Raw genomic sequence first — 24,945 nt, 5'->3', positions numbered from 1 at the left:
CTCCTCGTTTATCAGGTTTGACTCGCTGCAAGGTTTGCATTAGTTATAAAGCCTAAACCTTCCATTCAGGGGAAGGTCAAGGGGCAGAGATGAACATCAGCGATGTAGCAAAAAAAACCGGGCTGACCAGCAAAGCGATTCGTTTTTACGAACAGAAAGGGGTGGTTACGCCGCCGTTACGCAGTGACAACGGCTATCGCAGTTATGGCGCGCACCACCTGGATGAGCTCAATTTTCTGCGCCAGGCGCGTCAGGTGGGCTTCACGCTCGAGGAGTGTCGCGAACTGGTCGCGCTGTTTAATAACCCGGCGCGCCACAGTGCCGATGTTAAAGCGCGCACCCTGCAGAAGGCGGATGAGATCGCGGCGCATATTGAAGAGCTGCACGCGATGCGCGCGCGTCTGCTGGAACTGGCTGCAGCCTGCCCGGGCGATGACGGTGCCGAATGTCCCATCATCAATCACCTGGCGGGCTGCGGTCATCAGGAGGGCGGCAAACGCGGCTGAATCAGCAGCGTGATGCCTGACACGCCGGTCACGATCACCGGCGTGCCCGCCGGCAAATCTTCCTGCGCCTGCACGCGCCAGCTGCTGTCACCAATGCGCACATGACCGACGCCGTCTTTTAACGCACTGTCTAACGTCAGGTGCTGGCCAATCAATTGGCTGCCGCGCTGATTGAGTGTATTGGGCTGCTGCGCACTTTCGCGAAAGCGCATCCAGCGATACCAGAAAAACACGCACAGCAGCGTCAGGGCGGCGAACAACATGCCCTGGCTGGTCCACGAGAACGGAAATAGCCACTCAATGATCCCGACCAGCACCGCCGCCACGCCGCTCCACAGCAGGTAACCGCTGGTGCCGAGCATCTCCGCAGCCAGCAGTAAACCGCCCAGCGTGAGCCAGAACCAGTGCGGATGCGCAATCAGCTCCATCAGCATCACGGTTTGCGCTCCTGACGGCTCTCTTTCAGCAGCTCGCTGATACCGGCCACCGAGCCGAGCAGGCTACTGGCGTCGAGCGGCATCATCACCACTTTGCTGTTATTCGCTTCGCCAATTTTTTGCAGGGCATCGGTGTATTTCTGCGCCACAAAGTAATTAATCGCCTGGATATCTCCGGCAGAGATAGCTTCTGACACCATCCGCGTGGCGTTGGCCTCGGCTTCGGCCTGACGCTCGCGCGCTTCCGCCTGCAAAAAGGCGGAGGTACGTTCGCCTTCCGCTTTAAGGATTTGCGACTGCTTATCGCCCTCGGCGCGCAGGATGGCCGCCTGGCGTACGCCTTCGGCGGCGAGGATATCGGCGCGTTTGGTACGCTCAGCCTTCATCTGCGCGTTCATGGCCGCTATCAGTTCCTGCGGCGGGCGCACGTCGCGGATTTCAATACGGGTGATTTTTACCCCCCACGGATTGGTCGCTTCATCCACAATGTGCAGCAGGCGGGTATTAATGTTATCGCGCTGTGACAGCATCTCATCCAGCTCCATGCCGCCGAGCACGGTGCGGATATTGGTCATGGTGAGGTTGATGATGGCCAGCTCAAGATTGCTGACTTCATAAGCGGCGCGCGCCGAATCCACCACCTGAATAAAGCACACTGCATCAATGGTGACGTTGGCGTTATCTTTGGAGATGATCTCCTGTGACGGAATATCGAGGACCTGCTCCATCATATTGATCCGGCGACCAATACGATCCATGAACGGCACGACTAAATTCAGACCGGGCGGTAAGGTTTTGGTGTAGCGGCCAAAGCGCTCCACCGTCCACTGGTAGCCCTGTGGCACAATTTTGACACCGGCCCACACGGTAACCAGCGCGAGCACGATGATGACGGGAATCACTGTTAACATATAACCTCCTGGCTGTCAGATTGTCGGGCCGAGTCGCTTCGGCCCGTTTACCGCGCGGTACCGGTCAGTACAGCAGCGAGTAGAGCTGGCGACGATAGCGCGAGGCGAGGGCATCGCCGGTGCCGAGGGCCGCCAGAATCTCCTGGAACATTTTGCGCACTTCGCCGTCACCGGCGCTGAGATCGCGCTTCAGAAAACCTAACAACAGCTCCAGCGCTTCTTCATTGCGGCCCACCTGATGCAGCTGTAACGCAAGTTTAGCAGCCAGACCGGCGTTGTCCGGTTCGCTTGCCATCTGCTCCTGCAGCTGCTGGATCTCCGGCGTGTCGGCGGCCTGTTTCAGCAGGTCGATTTGCGAAATCAGGCTCTGATAACGCGTATCCTGATCCTGCAACGGCACCACAGCCAGCACCGCTTCGGCTTCTTCGCTGCGGTTCAGGGTGATCAGGACTTCTGCCAGCAGAAAACCGATTTCACTGTTCTGGTTGCTCAGCTGCCAGGCGTCTTTCAGCAGCGGTAGCGCATCCAGCGGCTTGCCTTCCTGCATTAGCTGCATCGCCTGCTGCGCCTTTAACTCCTCTTCACGCGGCAGGACTTTCTCCAGCAGCGCGCGAATCGCCTCTTCCGGCTGCGGGCCCTGGAAGCCGTCGACCGGCTGGCCGTTCTGGAACAGGTAGACGGTCGGCAGAGAGCGCAGACCAAACTGCGATGCCACCAGCTGCTCTTTATCGCAATCCAGCTTCGCCAGAATAAACTGGCCGGCGTACTCCTGTGCCAGACGCTCCAGCACCGGCGTCAGCTGCTGGCAGTGCTGGCTGCGCTCCGACCAGAAGTAGAACAGTACCGGCAGCTGCATCGATTGCTCCAGCGTCTGCTGCAGGTTGGATTCGTTGATGTCGATAATCAAAGCGTGTGACATGAATACGTCTCTTGGCAGAAAGTGTGTTGAGGATATGGGGGCAAACGCCCCGGCTTCAAGTTCAATTCCGGCTTGCAGTTTAGTTACTGCGTAAAATGCGATCCAGCATCCAGCCCGGCAGCAGTCGCTTGAGCAGACTCATCGCCCAGGCGACCAGCGTCACCGGATAGCGCAGGCGCGGATGTTTACTCTCCAGCGCATGCCGCAGTTTCGGCAGAATCGCCTCCGGCGGCAGGCTAAAGCGCGCGGCGATACCGGGGTTGCGCACGGGCTTGTCGCGTTCGCCCTGCTGCACGTTTTCGGTAAACCGGGTGGTAATCGGGCCTGGCTCAATCAGGCTGACGCGCACGCCGCTGTGGCGCACTTCCATGCGCAGCGCATCGCTCCACGCCTCCAGCGCCCATTTACTGGCGGCATAAGCGCCGCGGCCCGGCGTCGAAATCAGGCCGAGCACCGAGCTGGTGTTGATAATCCGCCCGTCACCGCTATTTTGCAGCGCCGGCAACAGGCGCAGCGTCAGCTGGTGGGTGCCAAAAAAGTTGGTGGAGAATTGCTGCTCCAGCTGCTGACGCGACACGCTGGTCAGCGGACCGTACTGGCCGAAGCCGCCGTTATTGAACAGCCCGTGCAGGCAGTGGTCGGTGAGGGCCAGCACGCGATCGGCGGCGGCATCCACGCTGGCCGGATCGTCAAGATCCAGCAGGATGCCGGTGAAGCCGAGCTCATCCATGCGCGCCACATCGTCAGCACGGCGACAGGCGGCTAGCACGCGATAGCCGCGCGCCAGCAGATCGTTGGCCGCCACCAGACCGATGCCGCTGGAGCAGCCGGTAATTAATACGGACTTTTGCATATCTTTACCTGTCATTGGGCACGTCGCGGCGTTAATCATGCTTAACTAGCGGAGCCAGTTGCTCAGCCATCAGGGTGGCGATGAACGGCTGCGCATCCGGATTGGGGTGAATACCGTCCTGCTGCATCCACTCCGGCTTCAGATAAACCTGCTCCATAAAGAACGGTACCAGCGGAATATGATACTGCTGCGCGAGGCGCGGATAGAGCGCGCTGAACGCGTCGGTGTAGCGTCGGCCATAATTAGCCGGCAGACGAATTTGCATCAGCAGCGGCTGGGCGTTAGCGGCTTTGACCTGATCGATAATTTTACTCAGATCCTGCGCGATGTTTTGCGGCGGGAAGCCGCGCAGCCCATCGTTACCGCCCAATTCGATTAACACCCACTGCGGCTGATGCTGTTTTAATAGGCCCGGCAACCGCACCAGCCCCTGACCGGCGGTATCACCGCTGATGCTGGCGTTAACCACTTTGGGCTGCTGTTGCCAGGTTTTGTCGAGCAGGCTCGGCCAGGCGGCGGTGGCGGACATGCGATAGCCGGCACTCAGGCTATCGCCGAGAATCAGCAGGGTATCGGCGGCGGCGATGCGCGACACCAGCAGCAGCAATAACAACAGGAAGGAATAATGCCAGCGGAAAACATTGTTGCAGTTCATCATCTTACTAAGTCCGTCGGTCAGGGAGAGCATCAGCTGACCATCCTTACCGGAGTTGAGCTGGTTGTCAAACCAGCCGAGACGCTGGCGCTGATCGGCGAGTCGGGATCCGGGAAATCCACCCTGCTGGGGATTCTCGCCGGACTGGATGATGGCAGCAGCGGCGAAGTGCATCTGCTGGGCCAGCCGCTGCACCAGATGAACGAAGAGCAGCGCGCCGCGTTACGTGCGCGTGAGGTCGGTTTTGTGTTTCAGTCCTTTATGCTGGTGCCCACGCTCAACGCGCTGGAGAACGTCCAGCTTCCGGCACTGCTGCGCGGAGACAGCGATCGCGACAGTCGCGCGCAGGCCACTGAATTACTGACGCAGCTCGGACTAAAAGATCGTCTGCACCATCTGCCGGCCCAGCTCTCCGGCGGCGAACAGCAGCGCGTGGCGCTGGCGCGCGCCTTCAGCAGCCGTCCCGGCCTGCTGTTTGCCGATGAGCCGACCGGTAACCTCGATCGCAAAACCGGCGAACGCATCGCCGATCTGCTGTTTTCGCTCAACCGCGATTTCGCCACCACGCTGATTCTGGTGACGCACGATGAGCAGCTGGCGGCACGCTGCGATCGTCGCCTGCGGCTGCGCGACGGCAAGCTGTGGGAGGAAGCATGATCTGGCGCTGGTTCTGGCGCGAGTGGCGTTCGCCCTCGCTGCTGATTGTCTGGCTGGCGCTGACGCTGGCGGTGGCCTGCGTGCTGGCTCTGGGCTCCATCAGCGATCGCATGGAGAAAGGGCTGAGCCAGCAGAGCCGTGACTTTATGGCCGGCGACCGCACGCTGCGCAGCAGTAAACCGGCACCGGATGCGTGGCTGGACAAAGCGCGCGAAGAGGGGCTGGCGGTCAGCCGGCAGCTCAGCTTTATGACCATGACCTTTGCGCAGGAGACACCGCAGCTGGCCGATGTCAAAGCGGTCGATGATGCCTACCCGATGTTCGGCACCCTGCAGACGGATCCGCCCGGCCTGCGTCCGGAGGCCGGAACGGTGCTGGCCGCGCCGCGTCTGCTGGCGCTGCTTAACCTGAAGGTCGGTGACCGCATTGACGTGGGCGATACCACTCTGCGCATTGCCGGCGAAGTGATTCAGGAGCCGGACGGCGGATTTAATCCGTTTCAGACGGCGCCGCGTTTGCTGATGAACCTTGCTGACGTGGAGAAAACCGGCGCCATCCAGCCCGGTAGCCGGCTGAGCTGGCGCTATAAGTTTTCCGGCGAGGCGGCACCGCTGGCGCGCTATGATCGCTGGATTCAGCCGCAATTGCAGGCCGGCGAGCGCTGGATCAGCGTGGAAAATTCCGAGGATGCGCTGGGCCGCTCAATGCAGCGTGCGCAGCAGTTTCTGTTGCTCTCGGCGCTGTTAACCCTGCTGCTGGCGATTGCCGCAGTGGCCGTCGCCATGAGTCATTACTGCCGCAGCCGTTACGATCTGGTGGCGGTGCTGAAAACGCTGGGTGCCACGCGTAAATCGCTGCAGCGGCTGATTATCGGTCAGTGGCTGGCCGTGCTGCTGCTGGCGGCCATCGCCGGCAGTGCGCTGGGGCAGGGCATTGAAGTCGCGCTGCTGATAATGCTCAAACCGGTGCTGCCCGCCGCTTTACCGGCTGCCAGCGTCTGGCCGTGGCTGTGGGCGATTGGCGCGCTGGTGGTAATCTCGCTGCTGGTCGGGTTGCGTCCATACCGTCTGCTGATGGCCACACAGCCGCTGCGCGTGCTGCGTCGTGACGCGATAGCCACGCTGTGGCCGCTGCGCATTTATCTGCCGGTGATGGCGCTGGTGGTAGTGGCACTCCTTGCGCTGCTGATGGGCGGCAGCAAAATGCTGTGGGCGCTGCTGGCTGGTGTGGTGATGCTGGCACTGCTGCTGGCGCTGCTCGGCTGGGGCACGCTCCTGCTGCTGCGCAGACTGGTGGTGCGTAATCTGGCGCTGCGCCTGGCGATCAACCGTCTGCTGCGTCAGCCAGCCATGACGCTCAGCCAGCTGGCGGCGTTTTCGCTCTCCTTTATGCTGCTGGCGTTATTGCTGGTGATGCGCGGCGATCTGCTCGATCGCTGGCAGCAGCAGTTGCCGGCGGATGCGCCTAACTATTTTCTGCTCAATCTGAGCCAGCAGCAGGTGCCGCAGGTGCGCGATTTCCTGCATCAGCATCAGGTCAACGCTGGCACGTTCTATCCGATCGTACGGGCGCGACTCACGGAACTGAACGGCAAGCCGGCCGATCCTAACCTGGATAATGCGCTGAATCGTGAGCTGAATCTGACGTGGCAGGCTGAGCGTCCGGATCACAATCCGCTGGTGGCCGGCAGCTGGCCGCCGAAAGCCGGTGAAGTCTCGATGGAGGTCGAGCTGGCCGATCGTCTGGGCGTAAAACTGGGCGACAGGCTGACCTTTAGCGGCGATACGCAGCAGTTCAGCGCGACCATCACCAGTCTGCGCAAAGTCGACTGGGAGAGCCTGCGGCCAAACTTCTTCTTTATCTTCCCGCCGGGCGCGCTCGATCAGCAGCCACAAACCTGGCTGACCAGCTTCCGTATGGCGAACGATCCCGCGCTGCTGGCGCAGCTCAACCGCGCGTTCCCGACGCTGAGCCTGCTGGATGTCGGCAGCATGCTGAAGCAGATTGGACAGGTGCTGGCGCAGGTGAGCCAGGCGCTGGAGATCATGGTGATCCTGGTGACGGTTTGCGGTGTATTGCTGCTGCTGGCGCAGATCCAGGTCGGCATGCGCCAGCGCCGGCAGGAGCTGGTGGTGTATCGCACGCTCGGTGCCAGCCAGCGCCTGCTGCGCGGCACGCTGTGGTGTGAGTTTGCGCTGCTTGGCGTGGTCGCCGGAATCGCGGCGGCGCTGGGGGCGGAAGCGGCACTGTGGGGACTTCAGCGTAAGATTTTTGATTTCCCGTGGCAGCCGGACTGGACGCTGTGGCTGGCGCTGCCGCTGTGTGGCGCGGCATTGCTGTCGCTGTGCGGCGGCTGGCTGGGTGTCCGCTTACTGAAGGGGAAAGCGCTGTTCAGGCGGTTTGATGCTGCCTGATGCCCTCACCCCGGCCCTCTCCCTGTACAGTCCGGGGACATGGCAGACAGGTGTTCGGGGACATAGTGAACACTTTTTAACATCCTTTACCCATGGTGATCGACTTTTTCTTCAGGTCGATCACCCCCACTTTTGTGCTGTACCACCACACCTCGTAATAACCGTCTTCCCCCGTCTCCTTCAGCCCGACACGCTCTCCCCTGAACGCCTTTCCCGCCTTCAGGCTGAGTCCTTTTACGCTCAGCTTCCCGCTGATATCCACCTTCCTGACCATCACGCCCTCGTCGTATTCCGGTGGCGCTACGCGGACGCTGTACTGCCGCGATGAGGGCTGATAGCGCGACGCCGGCACCGCCATCTCCAGCGCCTCATGCGGGCGCTCGAGATTGTAGACCGTCCGCCAGTGGTCGAAGGCGCGCTGCAGCTCACCGCTGTCCGCGAACCACTTCCCCTGCAGCACTTCCGCCTTCAGGCTGCGGTGAAAGCGCTCCAGCTTCCCCTGCGTCTGCGGATGATACGGCCGCGAGTGCCCCACCCGGATGCCGTGGCGCATCAGCCACAGCTCCACTGCCGTCCAGGTGCCGGTGGTGTCGCCCCACGGCGAGCCGTTGTCCATCGTCATCCGGTCCGGCAGGCCGTAGCGCTCAAAGACGCTGACCAGCTGCTCCTGTACCGTCTCACGCCGTTCGTCAGCGCAGTGCACCAGGCACAGCGAGAACCGGGAGTGGTCGTCCAGCAGGGTAAGCGGGTGGCAGCGGCCGCCGCCAAAGGGAAAGTGGCCCTTAAAATCCATCTGCCAGAGCCGGTTCGGGGCCGCATGCTCAAACCGGCCGGTGGCCGGGACGCCCGGCGCTGCGCCCGGCAGCAGGCCGTGGCGGGCCATCAGGTTGTGGACGGTGCTGAAGGCCGGCATGCCGTGCCCGCGGTCTTCGAGCCAGCGCTTAATCTTGCGGGCCCCCCAGTGCTGATGAAGCTCGTGCGCCATACGCAGAAGGTCAGTGATGTCGTCAGATGAGCGGCTGGGTGAGTGACGGGGCGCGCGGGAGCGGTCCTGAAGGCCGGACGGTCCTTCCTCCTCCCAGCGGCGAAGCCACTTGTAGCCGGTGGCGGGAGATATGCCGTAGCGGCGGCACAGCTCGCGGATGTTCGCCCCGTCTTGCGAGGCGAACAGAACAAACTCAGTACGTAATGACATGGTATCTCTCGCATCCCAGGGCATAAGCGACTCCATAAACGGGTTCTTATGCCTTAGTTGTAAGTGTCTACCATGTCCCCGAACAAGTGTTCACGATGTCCCCGGACTGTACACTCCCACGGGAGAGGGAGCCGATCGAGCCTGTAACTTTAGGATGTTAAGGTGAGCGTCAAACTTAAAAATCGCACCGTATAATCCCCTCTCCCTGTGGGAGAGGGCAAGGGTGAGGGGAACACCGCGGAACTACAGCTTCGCCACGGCCCACGCGATGCCGCTCGCATAGGCATCAGGCAGCAGCGGTACCAGCGCATTGAGTGCGGCGATGAGGCGTGCCGGATCGCTGTCGGTCAGATTCAGGTGCCCGACCTTGCGTCCGGCGCGGACTTCTTTGTCGTACCAGTGCAGATGCACCAGCGGCTGCTGCAGCCAGTCGGTATTGAGGTCGGTGCCAATCAGGTTGACCATCACCGACGGCGCAAACACCACCGGCTGCGGCAGCGGCAGACCGAGCACCGCACGCAGGTGCAGTTCAAACTGGCTGATTGAGGCGCCATTCTGCGTCCAGTGGCCGCTGTTGTGCACGCGCGGTGCCAGCTCATTGATCAGCAAGCCCTGCGGTGTGACGAAACACTCCATCGCCATCACGCCCACGTACTTCAGCTCATGCATGATCGCGCTCAGCATCGCTTCTGCCTGCTGCTGTTGCGCGGCATCAGCCTGCGGGAAGGCAACGCTGGTACGCAGAATGCCGTCCTGATGCAGGTTGTGCGTCAGCGGATAAAAAACCGTGCGGCCATCGTGCCCGCGCGCGCCCACCAGCGAGACTTCACCGCTGAAGTTAATACCCTGCTCAACGATGCACTCGCCGTAGCACTCATCCGGCAGCGTTGCGGTTTCGTCGGCGCGCAGGCGCCACTGGCCGCGGCCGTCGTAGCCGCCGGTGCGGCGCTTGACGATCGCCAGCTCGCCCAGCGTGCTAAATACCGCCGACCACTCGCTTTTATCAGCCAGTAACTGCCACGGCGCGGTTGCCAGGTTGAGCTGGTCGAGCAGCTGCTTTTGCGTCAGGCGATCGGCGAGGCGCGGAAAAATATCGCGGTTGACGAACGCCGGATGGTTAGCCAGCTCGCGCGTCAGCGCGGTTTCCGGCCAGCGCTCGATTTCTGCGGTGATTACGCTTTGCGCGATCGGCAGTGCCGACGGCTCCGCGTCCAGCCCGACCGGATACACGGCGATGCCCAGCGGCTCGCCGGCCTGGCGCAGCATGCGGCCCAGCTGACCGTTGCCGAGTACGCAAACTGGCTTCATGCGTCCTCCCGCGGATCCGGATTATTCAGCACCTCATCGGTCTGGCTCTGACGCCAGGCGGCCAGGCGTGCAGCCAGATCGCGATCGTGAATCGCCAGGATCTGCGCCGCCAGCAGTGCGGCGTTGGCGGCACCGGCTTTACCGATGGCCAGCGTACCGACTGGAATCCCGCGCGGCATTTGTACGATGGAGTAGAGGCTGTCCACGCCGCTCAGCGCTGCGCTCTGTACCGGTACGCCCAGCACCGGCAGCAGGGTTTTCGCCGCCAGCATGCCTGGCAGGTGCGCCGCACCGCCGGCACCGGCGATGATCACCTGAAAACCGTTGTCGGCTGCGCGCTCTGCAAAGCTGAACAGCTTATCTGGCGTACGGTGCGCAGAGACCACTTCAACGTGGAACGGGACATCCAGGCTGTTAAGGATTTCCTCGGCGAACTGCATGGTAGCCCAGTCACTTTTGGAACCCATGACGATGGCGATACGGGCCGGGGCGGCGTTGGATGACATGCGGTCAACTCCTGTGAATAATCAAACGAACCTGGCCGGGCGGGCAGGTAAAGAAGGGCACAGAGAATAGCACGAGACAGCGGCAAGGAAAACGGTTGCGTGGGCGGAAAACCGGCATTTCCGCCGCAAACAATCAGAAAGGAAATTCGATCAACTGCACGCCCTGTGCGTCCAGCTGAATCATCGATCCGCGCTCATGCCACGCGCCCAGCACCGCGCGTTGCGCTGGCGTGCCGGCGAGCTCGAACTGATGAATCGCCGGGCGATGGGTGTGGCCGTGAACCAGGATCGACACCTGCTGGCGCGTCATCGCCGCGGCTACTGCCTGCGGGTTGACGTCCATGATGCTCAGTGACTTGTGCTGGTTGGCCTGCTTGCTGTCGGCCCGCATCCGCGCAGCAATGCGCATGCGCAGACGCAACGGCAGCGCGAGAAACAGCCGCTGCAGCCAGCGCTGATGGACTTTGGCGCGAAAACGCTGATAACCGTGATCGTCCGTACACAGCGTGTCGCCATGCATCATCAGCACGCGCTGACCATAGCGCTCCAGCACCTGCTCTTCGGGCAGCAGCGTCATGCCGCTGGCGCGGGCGAACTGTTGACCTAACAGGAAGTCGCGATTGCCGTGAATGAAGAATTTTGGCACCGGCAGGGCACGCAGGGCGTCGGCGATCTGCTGATGCAGCGGATTAGGATCGTCATCGCCAATCCAGGCTTCAAACAGATCGCCAAGGATGTAAAGCGCATCACACTGCTGCGCTTCCCCCTGCAAAAAATGCAGAAAACCGGCAGTGATTGCCGGTTCTTCCTGACACAGATGTAAATCTGCGATAAACAGCGTGCGCGACATTACTCGCTGACGGTCACTTTCTGGATGATCACGTCATCAACCGGCACGTCCTGGTGCATGCCGCTGCGGCCGGTTTTCACTGCTTTGATTTTTTCGACCACGTCCATGCCTTCAACCACTTCAGCAAACACGCAGTAACCCCAGCCCTGCAGGCTTTCGTCACGGAAGTTCAGGAAGTCGTTATCGGCAACGTTGATGAAGAACTGTGCGGTAGCCGAGTGAGGTGCCTGGGTACGCGCCATCGCCAGCGTGCCTTTGGTGTTTTTCAGGCCGTTATTGGCTTCGTTGCGGATGTCTGCTTTGGTGGCTTTCTGCTTCATGCCCGGCTCGAAACCGCCGCCCTGAATCATGAAACCGTTGATCACGCGGTGAAAAATGGTGTTGTCGTAGAAACCTTCACGGCAGTAGTCCAGGAAGTTCTGTACGGTAGCCGGCGCTTTGTCATCGAAGGTTTTGATTACGATATCGCCATGGTTCGTCTGGAAAGTGACCATTATATTCGTCCTGTGGAGGTTGTCGTCAGTATCAACTGCCGCACCGGCAAGGCGGCGGGGCATTTTTGTAGACGCCTCTTATATCACAATTTCCAATAACGCGTCAGTAAGGCAACGGCAGTTGCGAAGCGAGCGATGCACAAGTCGGAAAAATACGGCACAATAACCGGCTACATCAAGAAGGCGTATCCCGCACACGTAAACAACGGAATCGTTCAATGCTAAAGATCTATAACACCCTGAGTCGCCAGAAAGAGGAATTTAAACCCATTCATGCCGGTGAAATCGGTATGTACGTGTGTGGAATCACGGTTTACGACCTCTGTCATATCGGCCATGGGCGTACCTTTGTGGCATTCGACGTGGTCGCGCGTTACCTGCGTTACGTGGGCTATAAGCTGAAATACGTGCGTAATATCACTGACATCGATGACAAGATCATTAAACGTGCCAACGAAAACGGGGAAAGCATCGAAACGCTGACCAACCGGATGATCGCCGAAATGCACAAAGATTTTGCCGCGTTGGGTATTCTGCCGCCGGATCTCGAGCCGCGCGCCACGCGCCACATCGCGGAGATCATCGAACTGGTCGGCAAGCTGATCGATCGCGGCCATGCCTACGTGGCGGATAACGGCGACGTGATGTTTGATGTGCTGAGCGATAAAGATTACGGCGCGCTGTCGCGTCAGGATCTCGAACAGCTGCAGGCCGGGGCGCGCGTGGAAGTGGCGGAAGTGAAGCGCAACCCGATGGACTTTGTGCTGTGGAAAATGTCCAAAGCCGATGAGCCGGCGTGGAACTCACCGTGGGGCAATGGCCGTCCGGGCTGGCACATTGAGTGCTCGGCGATGAACTGCAAACAGCTTGGCACCCATTTCGACATCCACGGCGGCGGTTCAGACCTGATGTTCCCGCACCATGAAAACGAAGTGGCGCAGTCGACCTGTGCACATGATGGCCCGTACGTGAACTACTGGATGCACTCCGGCATGGTGATGGTTGACCGGGAAAAGATGTCGAAATCGCTCGGCAACTTCTTTACCGTGCGCGATGTGCTGCAGCACTACGATGCGGAAACCGTGCGCTACTTCCTGATGTCCGGCCACTATCGCAGCCAGCTCAACTACGGCGAAGATAACCTGAATCAGGCACGCGCGGCGCTGGAGCGCCTTTACACCGCGCTGCGTCATACCGATGCCAGCGCGACGCCGGCTGGCGGTGAGGCGTTTGAAGCCCGCTTCCGTACCGCCATGGACGATGATTTCAACACGCCGGAAGCTTACTCGGTGCTCTTCGATATGGCGCGTGAAGTCAATCGCCTGAAGGGTGAAGATAAAGCCGCCGCCGATGCGCTGGCCGCGAAACTGCGCCAGCTGGCCGATGTGCTGGGCATTCTGCAGCAGGATCCGGAGCAGTTCCTGCAGAGTGGCGCACAGGTGAATGCCGATGAAGTGGCGGAGATTGAACACTGGGTGAAAACCCGCGCCGATGCGCGCGCCGCGAAAGACTGGGCGCAGGCGGACATCGCTCGTGACAAGCTGAACGAGCTGGGCGTTATCGTGGAAGATGGCCCGCAGGGGTCAAGCTGGCGCCGTAAATAACAAAAAGGGCGAACTGCGGTTCGCCCTTTTTATCATCAGCGATCAACGGGTGTAGGGTGCGCATTCATGCGCACCTGGCTAATCAGGCCACAACCGTTACGCGCTGACCGGCAAACTCAACCGTCTGACCAGCAATAATCTTGCAGCGCTTACGCGTCTCGATGGCACCATCGACGCGTACTTCGCCTTCGTCGATCACCGCTTTGGCCTGCGCGCCGCTCTCGACCCAGCCTTCCAGCTTCAGCAGATCGCACAGATCAACGTGCGCATGTTTACCCAGTGAAAAACTCGCCATTATGCCTGCTCCACGTCGTGATACTGTTCGCACGCCAGCAGCGTGTTCTCAATCAGCGTGGCGACCGTCATCGGGCCAACGCCGCCCGGTACAGGCGTGATGTAAGCCGCGCGCTCAGAGGCTGACGCAAAATCTACATCACCGACCACTTTGCCGCTTTCCAGCCGGTTAATGCCGACATCAATCACAATCGCACCTGGTTTAATCCAGTCGCCCGGGATAAAGCCCGGCTTACCGACCGCCACCACCAGCAGGTCGGCATGTTCAACGTGATGGCGCAGATCTTTGGTAAAACGGTGCGTGACAGTGGTGGTGCAGCCGGCCAGCAGCAGCTCCATGCTCATCGGGCGACCGACGATATTTGATGCACCAACCACCACGGCGTTCAGGCCGTAGGTATCGATGTTATAGCGCTCCAGCAGCGTCACGATGCCGCGTGGTGTACACGGACGCAGCTTAGGGGCGCGCTGGCACAAACGACCGACGTTATAAGGATGGAAGCCATCAACGTCTTTATCCGGCGTGATGCGCTCCAGCACTTTGACATTATCGATCCCGGCCGGCAGCGGCAACTGCACCAGAATGCCATCGATAGCGTCGTCATTGTTCAGCTCATCGATCACCTCCAGCAGTTCAGCTTCGCTGGTGCTGGCGGGCAGGTTATAAGCGCGCGACACAAAACCGACCTCTTCGCAGGCGCGGCGTTTGTTAGCAACATAGATCTGCGATGCCGGGTTTTCACCGACCAGCACCACGGCCAGGCCAGGGGCGCGTTTGCCGGCAGCGAGACGCTGCTGCACTTTTTCGGCAACCTCAAGGCGCACCTGCTGCGCAATCGTTTTACCGTCAATAATTTTTGCTGCCATCAGAGAGGAAATCCATCTGTAGAGAGTTGAATCGGGGATGGCGCCTATTCTGTCAGAAGCGCGTGCGGCTGTCAGTCACAGATTCGTTTACGCCATCGGTTTCCCGATTTTTCGCCGTGGCGCGCGCCAGGCTTAGCGCGTATTATGCCCGCCAGGCAACGATGTGGAACACGTGATGATTTGGTTGATGCTCGCCACGCTGGCGATAGTGTTTGTTGTGGGATTTCAGCTGCTGACCGCCGGTTCGCGCCACGCCGCGCAGGCGCTCAGCAAGCGGCTGCAGCTGCCGCCAGTGCATGTTGAATCGCTGCTTGCGCAGATGGGCAAAGAGGCAGCAAACGAGTTCACCGATTACATTCGCGGCGACAACGAAGCGCACCTCAATAATGGCGCGGCGGTGCTGCTGATCTGGCAGGTGCTGATTGTTGATGGCAGCGATGGGAACGCACAGCGCTGGCATCACATTCTGACGAAGGCGGGGTTCTCCGCTCTGATTTCACGTCAGCAGCTGTTGCTGGCGCTGGGCTTTCTGCGCCAGCTTGAGCCGGACAGCCAGGAGCTGCATGCCTTATGCGAGCAGTATAATGCGCGCTTCACGCCGCAGGGGATTGAACTGGAAGGGGAATCCGCGGAGGTGAGTAATCTGGTCTCGCTGAGCGAGTGGCGTCAGCGTCATTAAGGCGAATTGTTCATTCCCTCGACACTCTGCCGTCCGTTGGCGGCAAAAACGTTGACGCGCCAGCGTGCCGACGTATAATCCGACGCATCTTCTATGCGCCCTTAGCTCAGCTGGATAGAGCACCGGCCTTCTAAGCCGTAGGTCACAGGTTCGAATCCTGTAGGGCGTGCCATTCTCTCTTCTTTTAACCTCTCCTGAAGTCTACAAAATCCCTTAAAAACAAGCATCTTATCTAAATCAGCGTCTGCTGAGGCACAGCCTTATCTGCTGGAATCTACATCATTCTGGGGGTACATTTGGGGGTATCTCCCGTTCAATGAAATGAGATACCCCCAAAATGAAGCTAAACGCCCGTCAGGTCAGCGCTGCCAGACCCAAAGATAAACCCTACAAACTGTCCGATGGCGGTGGGTTATATTTGCTCGTTCATCCCGGCGGCTCACGTTACTGGCGGCTGAAGTAACGCTTCTCAGGCAAAGAAAAACTGTTATCACTGGGGGTATATCCTGAGGTCCCGCTTGCTGATGCCCGGGCAAAACGTGACGAGGCGAAGCGCCTGCTCGCTGCAGGACAGGATCCGGGCGAGGTAAAACAGGCTGAAAAGCAGGCACAGCGTGTAGCCGTCACCAACAGTTTCGAAGAGCTGGCTCTGGAGTGGCATGCGCACAAGCGTGAGGGCTGGTCTCAGGGCTATGCGGACGACATTCTCGAATATCTGCGCAAAGATGTTTTCCCCTGGATTGGCAGGCGTGCCATTACTGAAATCAAAACGACCGACATGCTTTCCGTACTGCGTAAGATGGAACAGCGTGGCGTTCTGGATAAGCTGAAGAAAACCCGGCAGGCATGCCGACAGATTTTCACCTATGCAGTGATTACCGGCAGGGCAGAACATAATCCGGTTACCGATCTCGCCGGCGCACTGAAAGCGCCAAAGCAAAAGCATTTCCCTCATCTCACCACTGACCAACTGGGTGACTTCCTGCGCGCGCTCAGCGGCTATACAGGCAGCAGAGTGACACAGTATGCCACAAGGCTGCTGATGCTGACCGGCACGCGCACGATTGAGTTACGGGCGGCTGAATGGGCTGAATTCGATCCGGATAAAGCCCTGTGGCAGATTCCGGCGGCGCGAATGAAGATGCGTCGCCCGCATATCGTTCCGCTGTCCAGGCAGGCACTGGCTTTGCTTGAAGAGCTTAAACAGCTGACCGGGCGCGGTCGCTTTGTTTTTCCCGGGCGTAATGACGCAGGAAAAACAATGAGCGAAGCCAGTATCAATCAGGTGATCAAGCGCATCGGTTATGACGGAAAAGCCACCGGGCACGGCTTCCGGCACACCCTGAGCACCATCCTTCATGAGCAGGGTTACAACACGGCGTGGATTGAAACGCAGCTGGCTCATGCTGATAAAAATACTATCCGGGGGGTTTATAACCATGCCCAGTATCTGGAGGGGCGCCGGGCGATGCTTCAGTGGTATGCCGACTTTCTCGAATCGCAGGAAAAGGCTACAGCCCGTAATCCGACAGGCATGCCTGAGAGTACGGATGGCTGGCTCTGAACGAACCGGTAGACCCATAGAGTAGACGATAGTAGACTTCGTAAGAACAAAAAAACAGCCAGCCTGTGTGGCGGCTGAATTCAGAAAACGTTTGAACATCTGCCCCCTCATCTACTCACTATCGCTGACGAATGCTGTGCGTCATATGCAAAAGATTAACTTCGAAGAACTGGATAAAGAACACGCTGAAGCCGTGCATTTCAAAGATGCAATACGTGTGGTAGCTAAAGCCAGCAAACGCGAATTGCATGAAGCCGCAATGTTGCTGGCTCGCGCGCTTGGATCTTTTACAGGCGTTTATCCTCAAAACCATTGCGAGTTCAGAATTTACAGTTATTCACGTGAAAAAGGGTTTGCGTCAGATAAAGATTTCCAGAGTAAAAGTTTAAATTTTCTCAGTAAAATTGCTCACGGGTGTCAGTATTTTAAGGCACCCACTGAGTTTGGGCCCAATATTTATCTGGTGGACCGGTTCCAGATATTCGAGGGATTCTATTTCAAAAAAACAGAGCTGCTCCTTTTTCTGCTCCATAATGACCTGCCTGTTCCCGTCGAATTCTCCGACGATCTCCCGGCTGCAGGTAAGCTCTATGAACAATATAAGATACTGCGTTGTGAAGGGGCGGATAATGCGCCAGCCGATCGCCTGCCAGCCGATCGCCTGCCGGCTGACAAAACTATAACTGCTCTGGCCGCTGAGCCTGTGAAATGGGGGCGTTTCGCTGGTAAGGAAACTGCGCTGATGATGATTGCTGGTCTGGCTGTAGCTCTTGAACAATCCGGCGGTCGTTATTTGAGAGGGGCCAGACTGAACAAGAGTGCAGTCGTTGAAGCCGCGAGAAAGGCGATCAATGACTATGGAAAGGGGACAGAGATAACCAGTAAAGCGATGACAGATTTACTCAGAGCGGCGCTGGAAAGCCATATTGTTAAAACAGAACCCTGAACACTTCCAGTTTCGCCCCATCAAGCCGGAGAGACTTCCAAAACTGTTTCTGCAGACATCCAAATCGGCTTTCACTTCGGGAATGCCAGCAGAACACTTCCAGTTTGCTTGTTTCCACTTCCAGTTATTTCACCTCTGCTTCCACATCTCTCTCTCTTTTCTTGCTGAAATAGTCCTGTAAACCACACGAGGAATCAGGAGGTCACTATGTCTGAATCACTTATCCGCCTGTCAGAAGTTCAGCGTCGCACGGGCTACAGCAAAGCCTGGCTGTATCGCCTGATGAGTGAAAAACGTTTCCCTTTGCCAGTCAAAATTGGCGCCCGCGCGATTGCGTTTATCGAAAGCGAGATCGATGCGTGGATTCAAGAACGCATCAATGCGTCACGCTCAGCTACACCATCTTTAAACGCCGATAAAACCCAACACAACGGGAGCGCAAATGCATGCAAAGCCTCTTCTAAATCAGAATGAAAATAACTTGCGCGCTCTTGCGATGAATTAATTGCACTATCACCCTCGCTGTCGCGGCGGCTCTGATTAAAGACTGATTCGGAGTAACAGAAATGATTGGTAAAAAAATGACTGCCTTGACTGGCAGTGCCCAGACTCACCCTTCATCCAGCCATAAGGCGGCTCCGGAGGACAGAACAGAGAACATTGCAGTTATCAAGGCAGCTGCCAGAACTGGTCAGCCTTTGGTTTCTATACCTCTGGACTGGAGCTCTTTGCGAATGATGCGCTTTATCCAGGCAGCTAAAGATTCGTCGCCATCTTTCTGCTGCGCCTGCTCCATCATGTCTCGCAATTCGGGATCAAGCCGAAACTGGAAAGGAGGATTACCACGTCTTTCATTTTTGTGTGTTGACACGTTAATTACACCGGTTGTAATGTGTTTATGTGTAATGACACATTACATACAGATGGTAAAAAAGGCAACGCCTCAGCAGTGCTTGGACCCACTACCGAGGCGTCTAACCAAACCGTTAGTCGAGGTAACAGTTATGGCTATGAACAAGCATACCCAAACTCGCCCCAGATATCAGCACCGCTTCCTGGTCGTTTCGCGTCAGGACCGGTCTGTACCCCCGCTCCGTCTCTGCACCGGCGCCGGCTCAGAGCAGGCTGTCCGCTGCCTTAACCTCTCTTTCGCGGACCCGCTGCCCGTTCAGGAGGCCCAAAATGCGTGAGCCCATGGATTTAGATCAGGCTGAATTCCAGGCCGAGATGGCCACCTCGCTGTTTGAGGTGATTATGGACAAGGCCTGCCAGGAGTGTTCCCCCCAGCTGCGGCATCTCATCAGCCTGGCCTGCGACATCAACTTTGAGATCTACCGCGCGCTCAGGGCTGACGGAGGAAAGCACCATGATCAGTAACGTGAAGTTTAACGAGCTGGCCGGCCGGGTGGAGGCGCTCACTGCGCGCGTCGGGGACCTGGAGGCCAGCCTGAACGCGCTGGTGGATTCACAGGGCGGCACCATTCCGCCCGGCATGGCGCTGGTCAGCACGCTGGCGGCGGAGTTTGGCATCTCCACCAAAAAGGCGGAGGAGCTGGCAAAAAACGCCGGCGTGATGCTGGTGCGGCACAGGGCCGGAGGTTACCTGGTGCCGGACGAGAAATTCCGTGAAGCGGCCCGTCTGGTGCTGCGTGCGGCCAAACGGAAGTACGGCTCGGCGTACTGGTACCACCCGCTGATTGGCAAGTTCCAGATGAGCGGAGGGATACCGAAATGAGCATGACGGAAACGGAAACCCTGTCTGACGCGCTGTTCTCCATTATGATCTGGCGTCTCCATTCCTCGCCGGTTGGACAGAAAGCTTCAATTCCGCCGAAACGTGAAACTGGACACGTCAGGTGACTGTAATTGCTGTCGCAATTCATTAATTAAAAGGAAGATACGATGAAAACTGGACTGATTTCACTGGGACTGCTGACTTCCATTCTGCTCACCGGCTGCGACGAGGGCGCAAAGAGCGAGGAATGGTACAAGGCTCACAACAAAGAGCGCAAATCTAAATATGAAGAATGCCGTAAAGAACCCAATCCGCGCGGCACCGAAGACTGTCGCAACGCGATTGATGCCGATGTACACGCGGGCCAATTTACAAAGAGTCCAGAAAAGGGTTGGTAAAACCATACGAGCCGCCATGAGGCGGCTTTTTTACGTCATTCTTCAGCGATTCCATAGAACGCCTGTTCCACCTAATCCGTCAACTGACCCTGGCGTTACCCCCTGGAACAGTACATATTGTGATTTTGCCGGCGGCTGACGATACCATCTCAAGGTATAACAGGGACCAGGCGGCCAACACCAGGCGAAATACGCCGGCTTCTCCTCTACTTGATTGGATAAAATTCCGGCAACAGTGGCTTGAGCACAATGCGATTTACAGCCGCCGGCATATACATCTCGTTTTGAAAACCGTACAGCGGTAAACATCTATCAAAAATGCCATTATTTACATTAAAGTAATGCCCGTTTTTCGCTCAGAGCGGACGTTTATCTGATCCCGTCCGCTTTGTGCCAAAAGCGGACTTTAATACGGCTCCAGAGTCTATTTTAGGAGTAGCTTACATCTGTCAGGCTTTAGCTAGCGGCTTCATTCGAAAACTAATCCCCATACGATTAATGGCATTCATAGTGGCAATAACAATGGTAAGTTCAACCAAATCTTTTTCACCGAATACAGAAAGCGCTGCGGAATATGCTTCATCAGAAGCATGCGTTTCACTTACACGGGTAACTTCTTCCGCCCATGAGAGCGCAGCTTGCTCTATATCCGAGAATAAATAGGTAGATTCTCTCCAGACAGGCACCAATACAATCTTCTCGACGGACATGCCACTCTTAATAAGATCGCGAGCATGTATATCTATACAGTGTGCACAACCATTGATCTGTGAAACTCTTAAAAAAATTAAATGAATCAGATCATCTGGCAAACTTGTCCCGGTAATGGCGTAATTATGGAGCGCTCCTATAGCCTTGCCACCTTCAGCGGAAACTTGAAACCAGTTTGGACGCTTCATCCTTATATCCTCTTATTGAGATGTTTAAGTAAGTATTTGTTAATCATCATGGTCTGTCACAGAACCGCTACGACTGAATTTAAATTCGTACGTCTGCTCAGACATTGTGATATTAGCCATTAAAGTCGTAGATAAAAGAGGCAAGAAATGAGTTAAACGGTAGGACAATCATAGGGGGATCTCGTCAAGTAAAAGAGGGAAACCATTTTCTGAAAGCAATCATTTTGTGCTGAAAAAACCACGATAATGTCCGTTTCCCGCGCATAGCGGACAGCAGATAATACTGCTCCAAAAGGTGCCAGCCTTGTAGCAAAGCTGGTGGCTTACCGCTCAGGTAAAGACGAGGCTACAGGGGCGCGGGGCTCAAGCGCGTTTCGCGCGGCGCTGGACGCTGAGTTTCAGGTGAAGCGCGAGGATGAGAACATCGCCTGATACTGACCTGCACCAAGATGAAAGACGCTGAAGAGCCGAAGCGCCGGGCGTACGACCTGCAGCCGGTCAGGCTGTATACGGACGAAGAGGGAGAGGAAATCCATTCACTGGCCGTGCGGGACGTGGCCCGGGAGGCTGATGAGCGCGAACCAGAACTGGCCGGCGTGCCGAACATTACAGGAAATCATATGGCACTCTGGCAGGCTATTCGCAGTCGTATTGCCAGCCAGGAGGCATGTACAAAAATGATTGTACGCGACGACCATTAAAGCAATGGGGATTAATACCAAACACTTTACCCGCTGGCTGCAGAAGCTGACTGATGATGATCTGATTATCCAGAACGGTGATCACCTTACGCTCCATTCACATCATAAAAGTGGGTAAAAAAATGGGGAAGCGGTGGGGAAGGTGGGGAGCGTGCCCCCGGATTCCCCACTTTTTCCCTGTATATACCCGGAAAGTGGGGAGAACCCCTGAAACCCGCACCAGTACTGGGCTGAGCAGGGTTTTGAAAAAAACAGGTGGGGAGCAAGTGGGGAACTGAAAAAGTGGGGAGCAAGTGGGGAGAAGTAAGAGAGGTTTAAATGGCGGTGCTTACACACTGCTGGCATGACGTTAAGGCTCACTAAGGAAATCTGGGCAGAATATCCGCATTGTGCCAGAAACGGACGTTTAGAAGATACGCTTTGCTTTTTTTATCAGCTAACTTGTATAAGATTACATTCGACCCACTAGTCAAAAACCGATATTACTTACTGATCGTTATATCCATTACTTAGTGCAGGTCACCGGAGGTGATATGACATTGCAGTATCTTGAAATCGTGTCTCGTCTGCTTCCGGACGTTCGCGCAGGCAGGAAGCGTCATACTATCCGATGGCGGGAATGCGAGATTGTGCCGGGCCCTATGCTTTACGTAAACGCGCAGGATGCCTATGACACGGTCATGGTATGTGTGACGCAGGTTGAAAAAATGCCGCTTTTTGACGTTGCGGCCAGGCTTGGAAAAAGTGTGGAATGGCCGGATGCATTACTGCTAGAAGGGATGCGTGAGCACTACCCGCGCATAGAGATGGATTCCGAAGTTGCGGTCATATACCATTTACCGCCTACGTCGTAAGTTTGTAGCCGAGAATTCGGTGGTTCGAGGGTAAACGTCACTCAAACCACATCGTTTTTTAGCAGCCACCTGCCTGTATTGTCCGTAGGTTGCTTGCTCAACTGTATATGTGTCTCCGGCACATGAGGAGAGTTGCTGAATCAGGCCTTTGCATGAGAAGCCCTTCATGTTGAGATACTGCTTCGCAATTTCACCGCCTCCTGATTCCAATCAATATTCAGGTTGTCCACTGCTACCGAAGTGTCAGAAATCTAGAAACTATCTTCAGCATCCGATGAAAGTTGTTGAATAAGTCCGTTTCGTGAGAAGGCTTTCCTACTGAGAAATTGCTTCGCAAATCTAACGGCATTATTTTGAGGCCCAGTCAAATTGTTTAACATCAGTGATTCCAGACGTTGCAAACAGTATGAAGCGATGCTCAAGCTGGCGCAGGTAATCACTGAACACGCTCGGCAAGGCAGGCGTAACATCCCGGCTTAGCATAATGAATATGGACATAGCTGGCTGTGGGATCGTCAAAGAAATGATTCAGCCGACTTTTCGCCGCCGCACCGTCACAAATATCCGCCTCCAGCATGAAATGCTTTTCATCTAAGGCCCTCATTGAAAGGAGCCTGACAGCGAGTGATTTTGGGATTTCATTGATATATATCCCCTGATGAGTACAGCCTTCCCGGAGATAAATCGCATGTGTGCCGTGATAGGGGGTATCAGCAGGCTGATAGGTATGATTAATCAGTATCGCTGTCTCACCGACGGGCATATCATTTAATGAAATTCTGTCGGGATAGCCGGGAAAACTGTCGACGTCTCTTCTTAGCGCACCGTGTTTTTTTAAGTAATGTTCTTTCTACCAAAGAGATGAAGGAAGGGGGTTGCATCAAGCCCTGAAATTCTAAATTGCATGTTTGCCTCCTGTGATAGTCAGCAGACGATAGCGTCATCTTGTTGAGCCTTGCTCGCTGTTTTCGGACAGGGAAATGACTGCTGCAATATGGGCATTAGTCATTCCGCTTTGTGCCGGAACTGCTTTTATAAGATCATCGCTGTGACGTTAGGGGGATATTAAGCTTTTCCCTTTCCAAAATTTCGGTTGTTCCCTCATGGCGGACATTATCTTGTGTACTGTCGATTTACTATGTGCCAAAGGCGGAGGTCTATTTGGTTCAATAATTCACTCCATGGAGCCCGCTATGGACAAAATGTCAGTGCAGGATGTTAAGCTCTCTTTAAAATAATGATACTTTCAGAAGGTTACTGCTGATGCATTATTTTGTCACTTAAGGATAAGTTAATGTTGAAAGACCATCCTTCAGGGGTGTCTTTCTCCCTGGGGTGAGTATGAAATTTAAATTGGTAGACGTAATTCCGTATAGCTACGCTCCCTTTTTTCGCGGTCTACATATTGCTGTGGCGGTACTTATTTTATCTCAGATTATAAATTCCAATTTTATTGAGGCTGAGCTGCTTACCGATAGCAGTGTTGAGGGCGTGATAACCTGGATTCACGTAGTTTCTGGTTTTCTGCTGATTTTCCTTGGCCTGATGCTACTGGCATGGATGCTGTCACAAAGAGGCTTCCGCTGGTATTACGCGTGGATGATGTTGGATTTCAGTGGTATCAGACGCGATATCAAACTGATCAGTCAGCGCAAACTGCCCGGGGCTGCGCAGGGAGGTATTGCTGCCGCCGTACAGGGACTTGGCGTTCTTGCACTGCTTCTCGTTGCCTCATCAGGAGGAGTCTGGTTTCTTGCAGAGACACTGTTGAAAAATGCATCTGATGCAGCAGAATATTATCTCCGTCTGCACAAATTTCTGACAACGTTCATCGAGATTTATTTTTACGCGCACGGCCTGATGGGGTTATTACATATGCTCCTGGTAAGAAAGACCCCGGCATCCGGGACTGAAAAAACCTGATCCTGCGCATCCCCTGGATAGGGTAATGACCGGAGTAATACTATGGTGTCTGGAGAATCGCACAAAATTTCACGTTCAGGCAGGCTGCGTGCAGCGGTAATGGGGGCCAATGATGGCATTGTTTCTACCGCCAGCCTGCTGACCGGTGTAGTTGCTGCAGGCAGCTCGCCGCAGAGCATTCTTCTGGCTGGTGTAGCCGGACTGGTCGCAGGATCGATGTCCATGGCAACCGGTGAGTATGTCTCGGTTTCTTCACAGGTAGACACGGAGCGCGTCGCTATTGCAGAGGAACAGGCCGAGCTGGAGGGTGATTACCAGGCTGAAAAACACGAGCTGGCTGCCATTTACGTGCATCGTGGACTCAGTAAGGAGTTGGCGTTGGAGGTTGCCAGCGCGTTGATGAAACACGACGCCCTTGATGCACATATCCGTGATGAGCTCGGCATATCCGATACCCTCAGTGCACGGCCACTTCAGGCTGCGCTGTTCTCCGCAGGCAGTTTTACCGCGGGTGCGCTGATTCCTTTGATTGTGGCAATGACGTATTCAGGTATAGCCGTTATTGTCTTAGCAGCTCTCCTGGCGCTTGTATTTCTGGGGGCTTTAGCTGCGATCGTGGGCGGCGCACCGGTGATGCGCAGTATCATTCGCATCAGTTTCTGGAGTAGCCTGGCGATGGGTTTATCAGGAATAACAGGTGTGATGTTTGGGCATTTTGCAGGGTAAGTGAGGCGAGAGATCGCTAGTCCCCTCGATACTGAAATCTGAGGGGTATT

30 protein-coding genes, 1 tRNA gene and 2 pseudogenes are annotated in these 24,945 nt (G+C 56.4%); 16 read left to right on the top strand and 17 right to left on the bottom strand.

The features are described 5' to 3' along the window. The first annotated feature begins 89 nt into the window (after window positions 1-89). The gene (gene cueR, locus C1N84_RS13730) at window positions 90-506 is read left to right on the top strand and encodes a Cu(I)-responsive transcriptional regulator (RefSeq protein ID WP_021508642.1); all 417 of its coding nucleotides are present in this window, start codon (window positions 90-92) and stop codon (window positions 504-506) included. Here the strand turns inward: cueR and C1N84_RS13725 are convergent. The 5 genes from C1N84_RS13725 to tesA all read right to left on the bottom strand — a co-directional run bounded on the left by C1N84_RS13725 (window position 482) and on the right by tesA (window position 4,284). Next, window positions 482-940: an NfeD family protein gene (locus C1N84_RS13725; RefSeq protein WP_021508641.1), complete on the bottom strand. Its 459-nt coding sequence runs from the start codon at window positions 938-940 to the stop codon at window positions 482-484. The genes cueR and C1N84_RS13725 overlap by 25 nt on opposite strands. After that, a complete protein-coding gene (locus C1N84_RS13720) occupies window positions 940-1,854 on the bottom strand; it encodes an SPFH domain-containing protein (protein ID WP_021508640.1) in 915 nt (304 codons plus the stop codon). The genes C1N84_RS13725 and C1N84_RS13720 overlap by 1 nt, the downstream gene beginning before the upstream one ends. A 64-nt stretch (window positions 1,855-1,918) precedes the next feature. Next, window positions 1,919-2,773 (bottom strand): thioredoxin family protein, encoded by an 855-nt coding sequence (locus tag C1N84_RS13715; RefSeq protein WP_021508639.1) that lies wholly within the window; start codon window positions 2,771-2,773, stop codon window positions 1,919-1,921. 79 nt (window positions 2,774-2,852) lie between these two features. Then, window positions 2,853-3,626, bottom strand: coding sequence for an SDR family oxidoreductase (locus C1N84_RS13710; RefSeq protein WP_021508638.1), 774 nt, complete (start codon window positions 3,624-3,626; stop codon window positions 2,853-2,855). Between the two features lie 31 nt (window positions 3,627-3,657). After that, window positions 3,658-4,284: a multifunctional acyl-CoA thioesterase I/protease I/lysophospholipase L1 gene (tesA, locus tag C1N84_RS13705; protein WP_394541642.1), complete on the bottom strand. Its 627-nt coding sequence runs from the start codon at window positions 4,282-4,284 to the stop codon at window positions 3,658-3,660. Between tesA and ybbA the strand changes: the two genes are divergently transcribed. Both ybbA and ybbP read left to right on the top strand, forming a co-directional pair. Further along, complete coding sequence (gene ybbA, locus C1N84_RS13700; RefSeq protein WP_394541641.1) at window positions 4,252-4,938, top strand: putative ABC transporter ATP-binding protein YbbA; 687 nt, start codon at window positions 4,252-4,254, stop codon at window positions 4,936-4,938. The genes tesA and ybbA overlap by 33 nt on opposite strands. Continuing rightward, on the top strand, window positions 4,935-7,352 hold the full coding sequence (gene ybbP, locus C1N84_RS13695; RefSeq protein WP_264441562.1) for a putative ABC transporter permease subunit YbbP: 2,418 nt from the start codon (window positions 4,935-4,937) through the stop codon (window positions 7,350-7,352). The genes ybbA and ybbP overlap by 4 nt, the downstream gene beginning before the upstream one ends. Before the next feature lie 76 nt (window positions 7,353-7,428). On the opposite strand, the gene C1N84_RS13690 is transcribed toward ybbP, so the two are convergent. The 5 genes from C1N84_RS13690 to ppiB form a co-directional block, all read right to left on the bottom strand. Next, on the bottom strand, window positions 7,429-8,583 hold the full coding sequence (locus C1N84_RS13690; RefSeq protein ID WP_238561055.1) for an IS481 family transposase: 1,155 nt from the start codon (window positions 8,581-8,583) through the stop codon (window positions 7,429-7,431). A 207-nt stretch (window positions 8,584-8,790) separates the two neighbouring features. After that, complete coding sequence (gene purK / locus C1N84_RS13685) at window positions 8,791-9,855, bottom strand: 5-(carboxyamino)imidazole ribonucleotide synthase (RefSeq protein WP_264441560.1); 1,065 nt, start codon at window positions 9,853-9,855, stop codon at window positions 8,791-8,793. Further along, complete coding sequence (gene purE, locus C1N84_RS13680; RefSeq protein ID WP_021508633.1) at window positions 9,852-10,361, bottom strand: 5-(carboxyamino)imidazole ribonucleotide mutase; 510 nt, start codon at window positions 10,359-10,361, stop codon at window positions 9,852-9,854. Before purE ends, purK begins: the two co-directional genes overlap by 4 nt. Window positions 10,362-10,494: 133 nt before the next feature. Continuing rightward, complete coding sequence (locus C1N84_RS13675; RefSeq protein WP_058781235.1) at window positions 10,495-11,211, bottom strand: UDP-2,3-diacylglucosamine diphosphatase; 717 nt, start codon at window positions 11,209-11,211, stop codon at window positions 10,495-10,497. Beyond that, entirely contained in the window at window positions 11,211-11,705 is a 495-nt protein-coding gene (gene ppiB / locus C1N84_RS13670; protein WP_021508631.1) for a peptidylprolyl isomerase B, read from the bottom strand. The genes C1N84_RS13675 and ppiB overlap by 1 nt, the downstream gene beginning before the upstream one ends. 218 nt (window positions 11,706-11,923) lie before the next feature. Here ppiB and cysS point away from each other — a divergent pair, with 218 nt between their 5' ends. Next, the gene (gene cysS / locus C1N84_RS13665; protein WP_021508630.1) at window positions 11,924-13,309 is read left to right on the top strand and encodes a cysteine--tRNA ligase; all 1,386 of its coding nucleotides are present in this window, start codon (window positions 11,924-11,926) and stop codon (window positions 13,307-13,309) included. 82 nt (window positions 13,310-13,391) lie between these two features. On the opposite strand, the gene ybcJ is transcribed toward cysS, so the two are convergent. Both ybcJ and folD read right to left on the bottom strand, forming a co-directional pair. Continuing rightward, window positions 13,392-13,604 (bottom strand): ribosome-associated protein YbcJ, encoded by a 213-nt coding sequence (ybcJ, locus tag C1N84_RS13660; protein WP_058781236.1) that lies wholly within the window; start codon window positions 13,602-13,604, stop codon window positions 13,392-13,394. Beyond that, complete coding sequence (folD, locus tag C1N84_RS13655) at window positions 13,604-14,470, bottom strand: bifunctional methylenetetrahydrofolate dehydrogenase/methenyltetrahydrofolate cyclohydrolase FolD (RefSeq protein WP_058757932.1); 867 nt, start codon at window positions 14,468-14,470, stop codon at window positions 13,604-13,606. The genes ybcJ and folD overlap by 1 nt, the downstream gene beginning before the upstream one ends. 175 nt (window positions 14,471-14,645) lie before the next feature. Here folD and C1N84_RS13650 point away from each other — a divergent pair, with 175 nt between their 5' ends. The 5 genes and pseudogenes from C1N84_RS13650 to C1N84_RS13630 all read left to right on the top strand — a co-directional run. Next, window positions 14,646-15,149 (top strand): DUF1198 family protein, encoded by a 504-nt coding sequence (locus C1N84_RS13650; protein ID WP_152391275.1) that lies wholly within the window; start codon window positions 14,646-14,648, stop codon window positions 15,147-15,149. A 95-nt stretch (window positions 15,150-15,244) separates the two neighbouring features. Continuing rightward, window positions 15,245-15,321, top strand: a tRNA-Arg gene (locus tag C1N84_RS13645). 165 nt (window positions 15,322-15,486) lie between these two features. Further along, window positions 15,487-16,713 (top strand): annotated as a pseudogene (locus C1N84_RS13640) (tyrosine-type recombinase/integrase). A 145-nt stretch (window positions 16,714-16,858) separates the two neighbouring features. Then, window positions 16,859-17,659: a hypothetical protein gene (locus C1N84_RS13635; RefSeq protein ID WP_264441559.1), complete on the top strand. Its 801-nt coding sequence runs from the start codon at window positions 16,859-16,861 to the stop codon at window positions 17,657-17,659. A gap of 207 nt (window positions 17,660-17,866) precedes the next feature. Beyond that, window positions 17,867-18,049, top strand: a pseudogene (locus C1N84_RS13630) (helix-turn-helix transcriptional regulator); the annotation flags it as partial. A gap of 301 nt (window positions 18,050-18,350) precedes the next feature. Here the strand turns inward: C1N84_RS13630 and C1N84_RS13625 are convergent. Continuing rightward, entirely contained in the window at window positions 18,351-18,530 is a 180-nt protein-coding gene (locus C1N84_RS13625) for a hypothetical protein (protein ID WP_136548049.1), read from the bottom strand. Between the two features lie 311 nt (window positions 18,531-18,841). Between C1N84_RS13625 and C1N84_RS13620 the strand changes: the two genes are divergently transcribed. The 3 genes from C1N84_RS13620 (at window position 18,842) to C1N84_RS13610 (ending at window position 19,792) form a co-directional block, all read left to right on the top strand. Beyond that, on the top strand, window positions 18,842-19,036 hold the full coding sequence (locus tag C1N84_RS13620; protein WP_021509672.1) for a hypothetical protein: 195 nt from the start codon (window positions 18,842-18,844) through the stop codon (window positions 19,034-19,036). Continuing rightward, a complete protein-coding gene (locus C1N84_RS13615) occupies window positions 19,026-19,394 on the top strand; it encodes a hypothetical protein (protein WP_264441558.1) in 369 nt (122 codons plus the stop codon). Before C1N84_RS13620 ends, C1N84_RS13615 begins: the two co-directional genes overlap by 11 nt. Before the next feature lie 167 nt (window positions 19,395-19,561). After that, complete coding sequence (locus C1N84_RS13610; RefSeq protein WP_058759805.1) at window positions 19,562-19,792, top strand: EexN family lipoprotein; 231 nt, start codon at window positions 19,562-19,564, stop codon at window positions 19,790-19,792. 449 nt (window positions 19,793-20,241) lie between these two features. Here C1N84_RS13610 and C1N84_RS13605 read toward each other — a convergent pair whose 3' ends face one another. Continuing rightward, window positions 20,242-20,691 (bottom strand): carboxymuconolactone decarboxylase family protein, encoded by a 450-nt coding sequence (locus tag C1N84_RS13605; RefSeq protein ID WP_136545611.1) that lies wholly within the window; start codon window positions 20,689-20,691, stop codon window positions 20,242-20,244. 449 nt (window positions 20,692-21,140) lie between these two features. On the opposite strand from C1N84_RS13605, the gene C1N84_RS13600 reads away from it, so the two are divergent. Further along, window positions 21,141-21,392 (top strand): hypothetical protein, encoded by a 252-nt coding sequence (locus tag C1N84_RS13600; RefSeq protein WP_264441539.1) that lies wholly within the window; start codon window positions 21,141-21,143, stop codon window positions 21,390-21,392. A gap of 533 nt (window positions 21,393-21,925) precedes the next feature. Further along, window positions 21,926-22,246: an ASCH domain-containing protein gene (locus C1N84_RS13595; RefSeq protein ID WP_264441538.1), complete on the top strand. Its 321-nt coding sequence runs from the start codon at window positions 21,926-21,928 to the stop codon at window positions 22,244-22,246. On the opposite strand, the gene C1N84_RS13590 is transcribed toward C1N84_RS13595, so the two are convergent. The 3 genes from C1N84_RS13590 to C1N84_RS13580 form a co-directional block, all read right to left on the bottom strand. Then, window positions 22,229-22,414 (bottom strand): Ltp family lipoprotein, encoded by a 186-nt coding sequence (locus C1N84_RS13590; RefSeq protein ID WP_394517478.1) that lies wholly within the window; start codon window positions 22,412-22,414, stop codon window positions 22,229-22,231. The genes C1N84_RS13595 and C1N84_RS13590 overlap by 18 nt on opposite strands. Window positions 22,415-22,497: 83 nt before the next feature. Next, window positions 22,498-22,626 carry an Ltp family lipoprotein gene (locus tag C1N84_RS13585; protein ID WP_394516778.1) on the bottom strand — a complete coding sequence of 43 codons (129 nt, stop codon included), beginning with the start codon at window positions 22,624-22,626 and terminating at the stop codon, window positions 22,498-22,500. Between the two features lie 56 nt (window positions 22,627-22,682). Continuing rightward, window positions 22,683-23,009: a DUF1203 domain-containing protein gene (locus C1N84_RS13580; protein ID WP_338119616.1), complete on the bottom strand. Its 327-nt coding sequence runs from the start codon at window positions 23,007-23,009 to the stop codon at window positions 22,683-22,685. 578 nt (window positions 23,010-23,587) lie between these two features. On the opposite strand from C1N84_RS13580, the gene C1N84_RS13575 reads away from it, so the two are divergent. Together C1N84_RS13575 and C1N84_RS13570 are read left to right on the top strand one after the other, a co-directional pair. After that, window positions 23,588-24,169: a cytochrome b/b6 domain-containing protein gene (locus C1N84_RS13575; RefSeq protein ID WP_159378390.1), complete on the top strand. Its 582-nt coding sequence runs from the start codon at window positions 23,588-23,590 to the stop codon at window positions 24,167-24,169. Between the two features lie 42 nt (window positions 24,170-24,211). Further along, window positions 24,212-24,895: a VIT1/CCC1 transporter family protein gene (locus C1N84_RS13570; protein WP_152391267.1), complete on the top strand. Its 684-nt coding sequence runs from the start codon at window positions 24,212-24,214 to the stop codon at window positions 24,893-24,895. Window positions 24,896-24,945 lie beyond the last annotated feature (50 nt).

Source organism: Pantoea sp. SGAir0418 (genome assembly GCF_043529865.1).
This window is presented reverse-complemented; position numbering and strand designations above follow the sequence as displayed.

Coding starts and splice junctions, on each gene's coding strand:
- cysS (WP_021508630.1), top strand. CDS start 11,924: ATGCTAAAGATCTATAACACCCTGAGTCGCCAGAAAGAGGAATTTAAA.
- purK (WP_264441560.1), bottom strand. CDS start 9,855: ATGAAGCCAGTTTGCGTACTCGGCAACGGTCAGCTGGGCCGCATGCTG.
- ybbA (WP_394541641.1), top strand. CDS start 4,252: ATGCCAGCGGAAAACATTGTTGCAGTTCATCATCTTACTAAGTCCGTC.
- C1N84_RS13710 (WP_021508638.1), bottom strand. CDS start 3,626: ATGCAAAAGTCCGTATTAATTACCGGCTGCTCCAGCGGCATCGGTCTG.
- C1N84_RS13720 (WP_021508640.1), bottom strand. CDS start 1,854: ATGTTAACAGTGATTCCCGTCATCATCGTGCTCGCGCTGGTTACCGTG.
- C1N84_RS13635 (WP_264441559.1), top strand. CDS start 16,859: ATGCAAAAGATTAACTTCGAAGAACTGGATAAAGAACACGCTGAAGCC.
- C1N84_RS13570 (WP_152391267.1), top strand. CDS start 24,212: ATGGTGTCTGGAGAATCGCACAAAATTTCACGTTCAGGCAGGCTGCGT.
- tesA (WP_394541642.1), bottom strand. CDS start 4,284: ATGATGAACTGCAACAATGTTTTCCGCTGGCATTATTCCTTCCTGTTG.
- C1N84_RS13590 (WP_394517478.1), bottom strand. CDS start 22,414: ATGAAGGGCTTCTCATGCAAAGGCCTGATTCAGCAACTCTCCTCATGT.
- C1N84_RS13690 (WP_238561055.1), bottom strand. CDS start 8,583: ATGGAGTCGCTTATGCCCTGGGATGCGAGAGATACCATGTCATTACGT.
- C1N84_RS13605 (WP_136545611.1), bottom strand. CDS start 20,691: ATGAAGCGTCCAAACTGGTTTCAAGTTTCCGCTGAAGGTGGCAAGGCT.
- ybbP (WP_264441562.1), top strand. CDS start 4,935: ATGATCTGGCGCTGGTTCTGGCGCGAGTGGCGTTCGCCCTCGCTGCTG.
- C1N84_RS13715 (WP_021508639.1), bottom strand. CDS start 2,773: ATGTCACACGCTTTGATTATCGACATCAACGAATCCAACCTGCAGCAG.
- folD (WP_058757932.1), bottom strand. CDS start 14,470: ATGGCAGCAAAAATTATTGACGGTAAAACGATTGCGCAGCAGGTGCGC.
- C1N84_RS13580 (WP_338119616.1), bottom strand. CDS start 23,009: ATGCCCGTCGGTGAGACAGCGATACTGATTAATCATACCTATCAGCCT.
- C1N84_RS13595 (WP_264441538.1), top strand. CDS start 21,926: ATGACATTGCAGTATCTTGAAATCGTGTCTCGTCTGCTTCCGGACGTT.
- C1N84_RS13610 (WP_058759805.1), top strand. CDS start 19,562: ATGAAAACTGGACTGATTTCACTGGGACTGCTGACTTCCATTCTGCTC.
- purE (WP_021508633.1), bottom strand. CDS start 10,361: ATGTCATCCAACGCCGCCCCGGCCCGTATCGCCATCGTCATGGGTTCC.
- C1N84_RS13620 (WP_021509672.1), top strand. CDS start 18,842: ATGCGTGAGCCCATGGATTTAGATCAGGCTGAATTCCAGGCCGAGATG.
- C1N84_RS13575 (WP_159378390.1), top strand. CDS start 23,588: ATGAAATTTAAATTGGTAGACGTAATTCCGTATAGCTACGCTCCCTTT.
- C1N84_RS13675 (WP_058781235.1), bottom strand. CDS start 11,211: ATGTCGCGCACGCTGTTTATCGCAGATTTACATCTGTGTCAGGAAGAA.
- C1N84_RS13615 (WP_264441558.1), top strand. CDS start 19,026: ATGATCAGTAACGTGAAGTTTAACGAGCTGGCCGGCCGGGTGGAGGCG.
- C1N84_RS13600 (WP_264441539.1), top strand. CDS start 21,141: ATGAAAGACGCTGAAGAGCCGAAGCGCCGGGCGTACGACCTGCAGCCG.
- C1N84_RS13725 (WP_021508641.1), bottom strand. CDS start 940: ATGCTGATGGAGCTGATTGCGCATCCGCACTGGTTCTGGCTCACGCTG.
- C1N84_RS13585 (WP_394516778.1), bottom strand. CDS start 22,626: ATGTTAAACAATTTGACTGGGCCTCAAAATAATGCCGTTAGATTTGCG.
- cueR (WP_021508642.1), top strand. CDS start 90: ATGAACATCAGCGATGTAGCAAAAAAAACCGGGCTGACCAGCAAAGCG.
- ppiB (WP_021508631.1), bottom strand. CDS start 11,705: ATGGTCACTTTCCAGACGAACCATGGCGATATCGTAATCAAAACCTTC.
- ybcJ (WP_058781236.1), bottom strand. CDS start 13,604: ATGGCGAGTTTTTCACTGGGTAAACATGCGCACGTTGATCTGTGCGAT.
- C1N84_RS13650 (WP_152391275.1), top strand. CDS start 14,646: ATGATTTGGTTGATGCTCGCCACGCTGGCGATAGTGTTTGTTGTGGGA.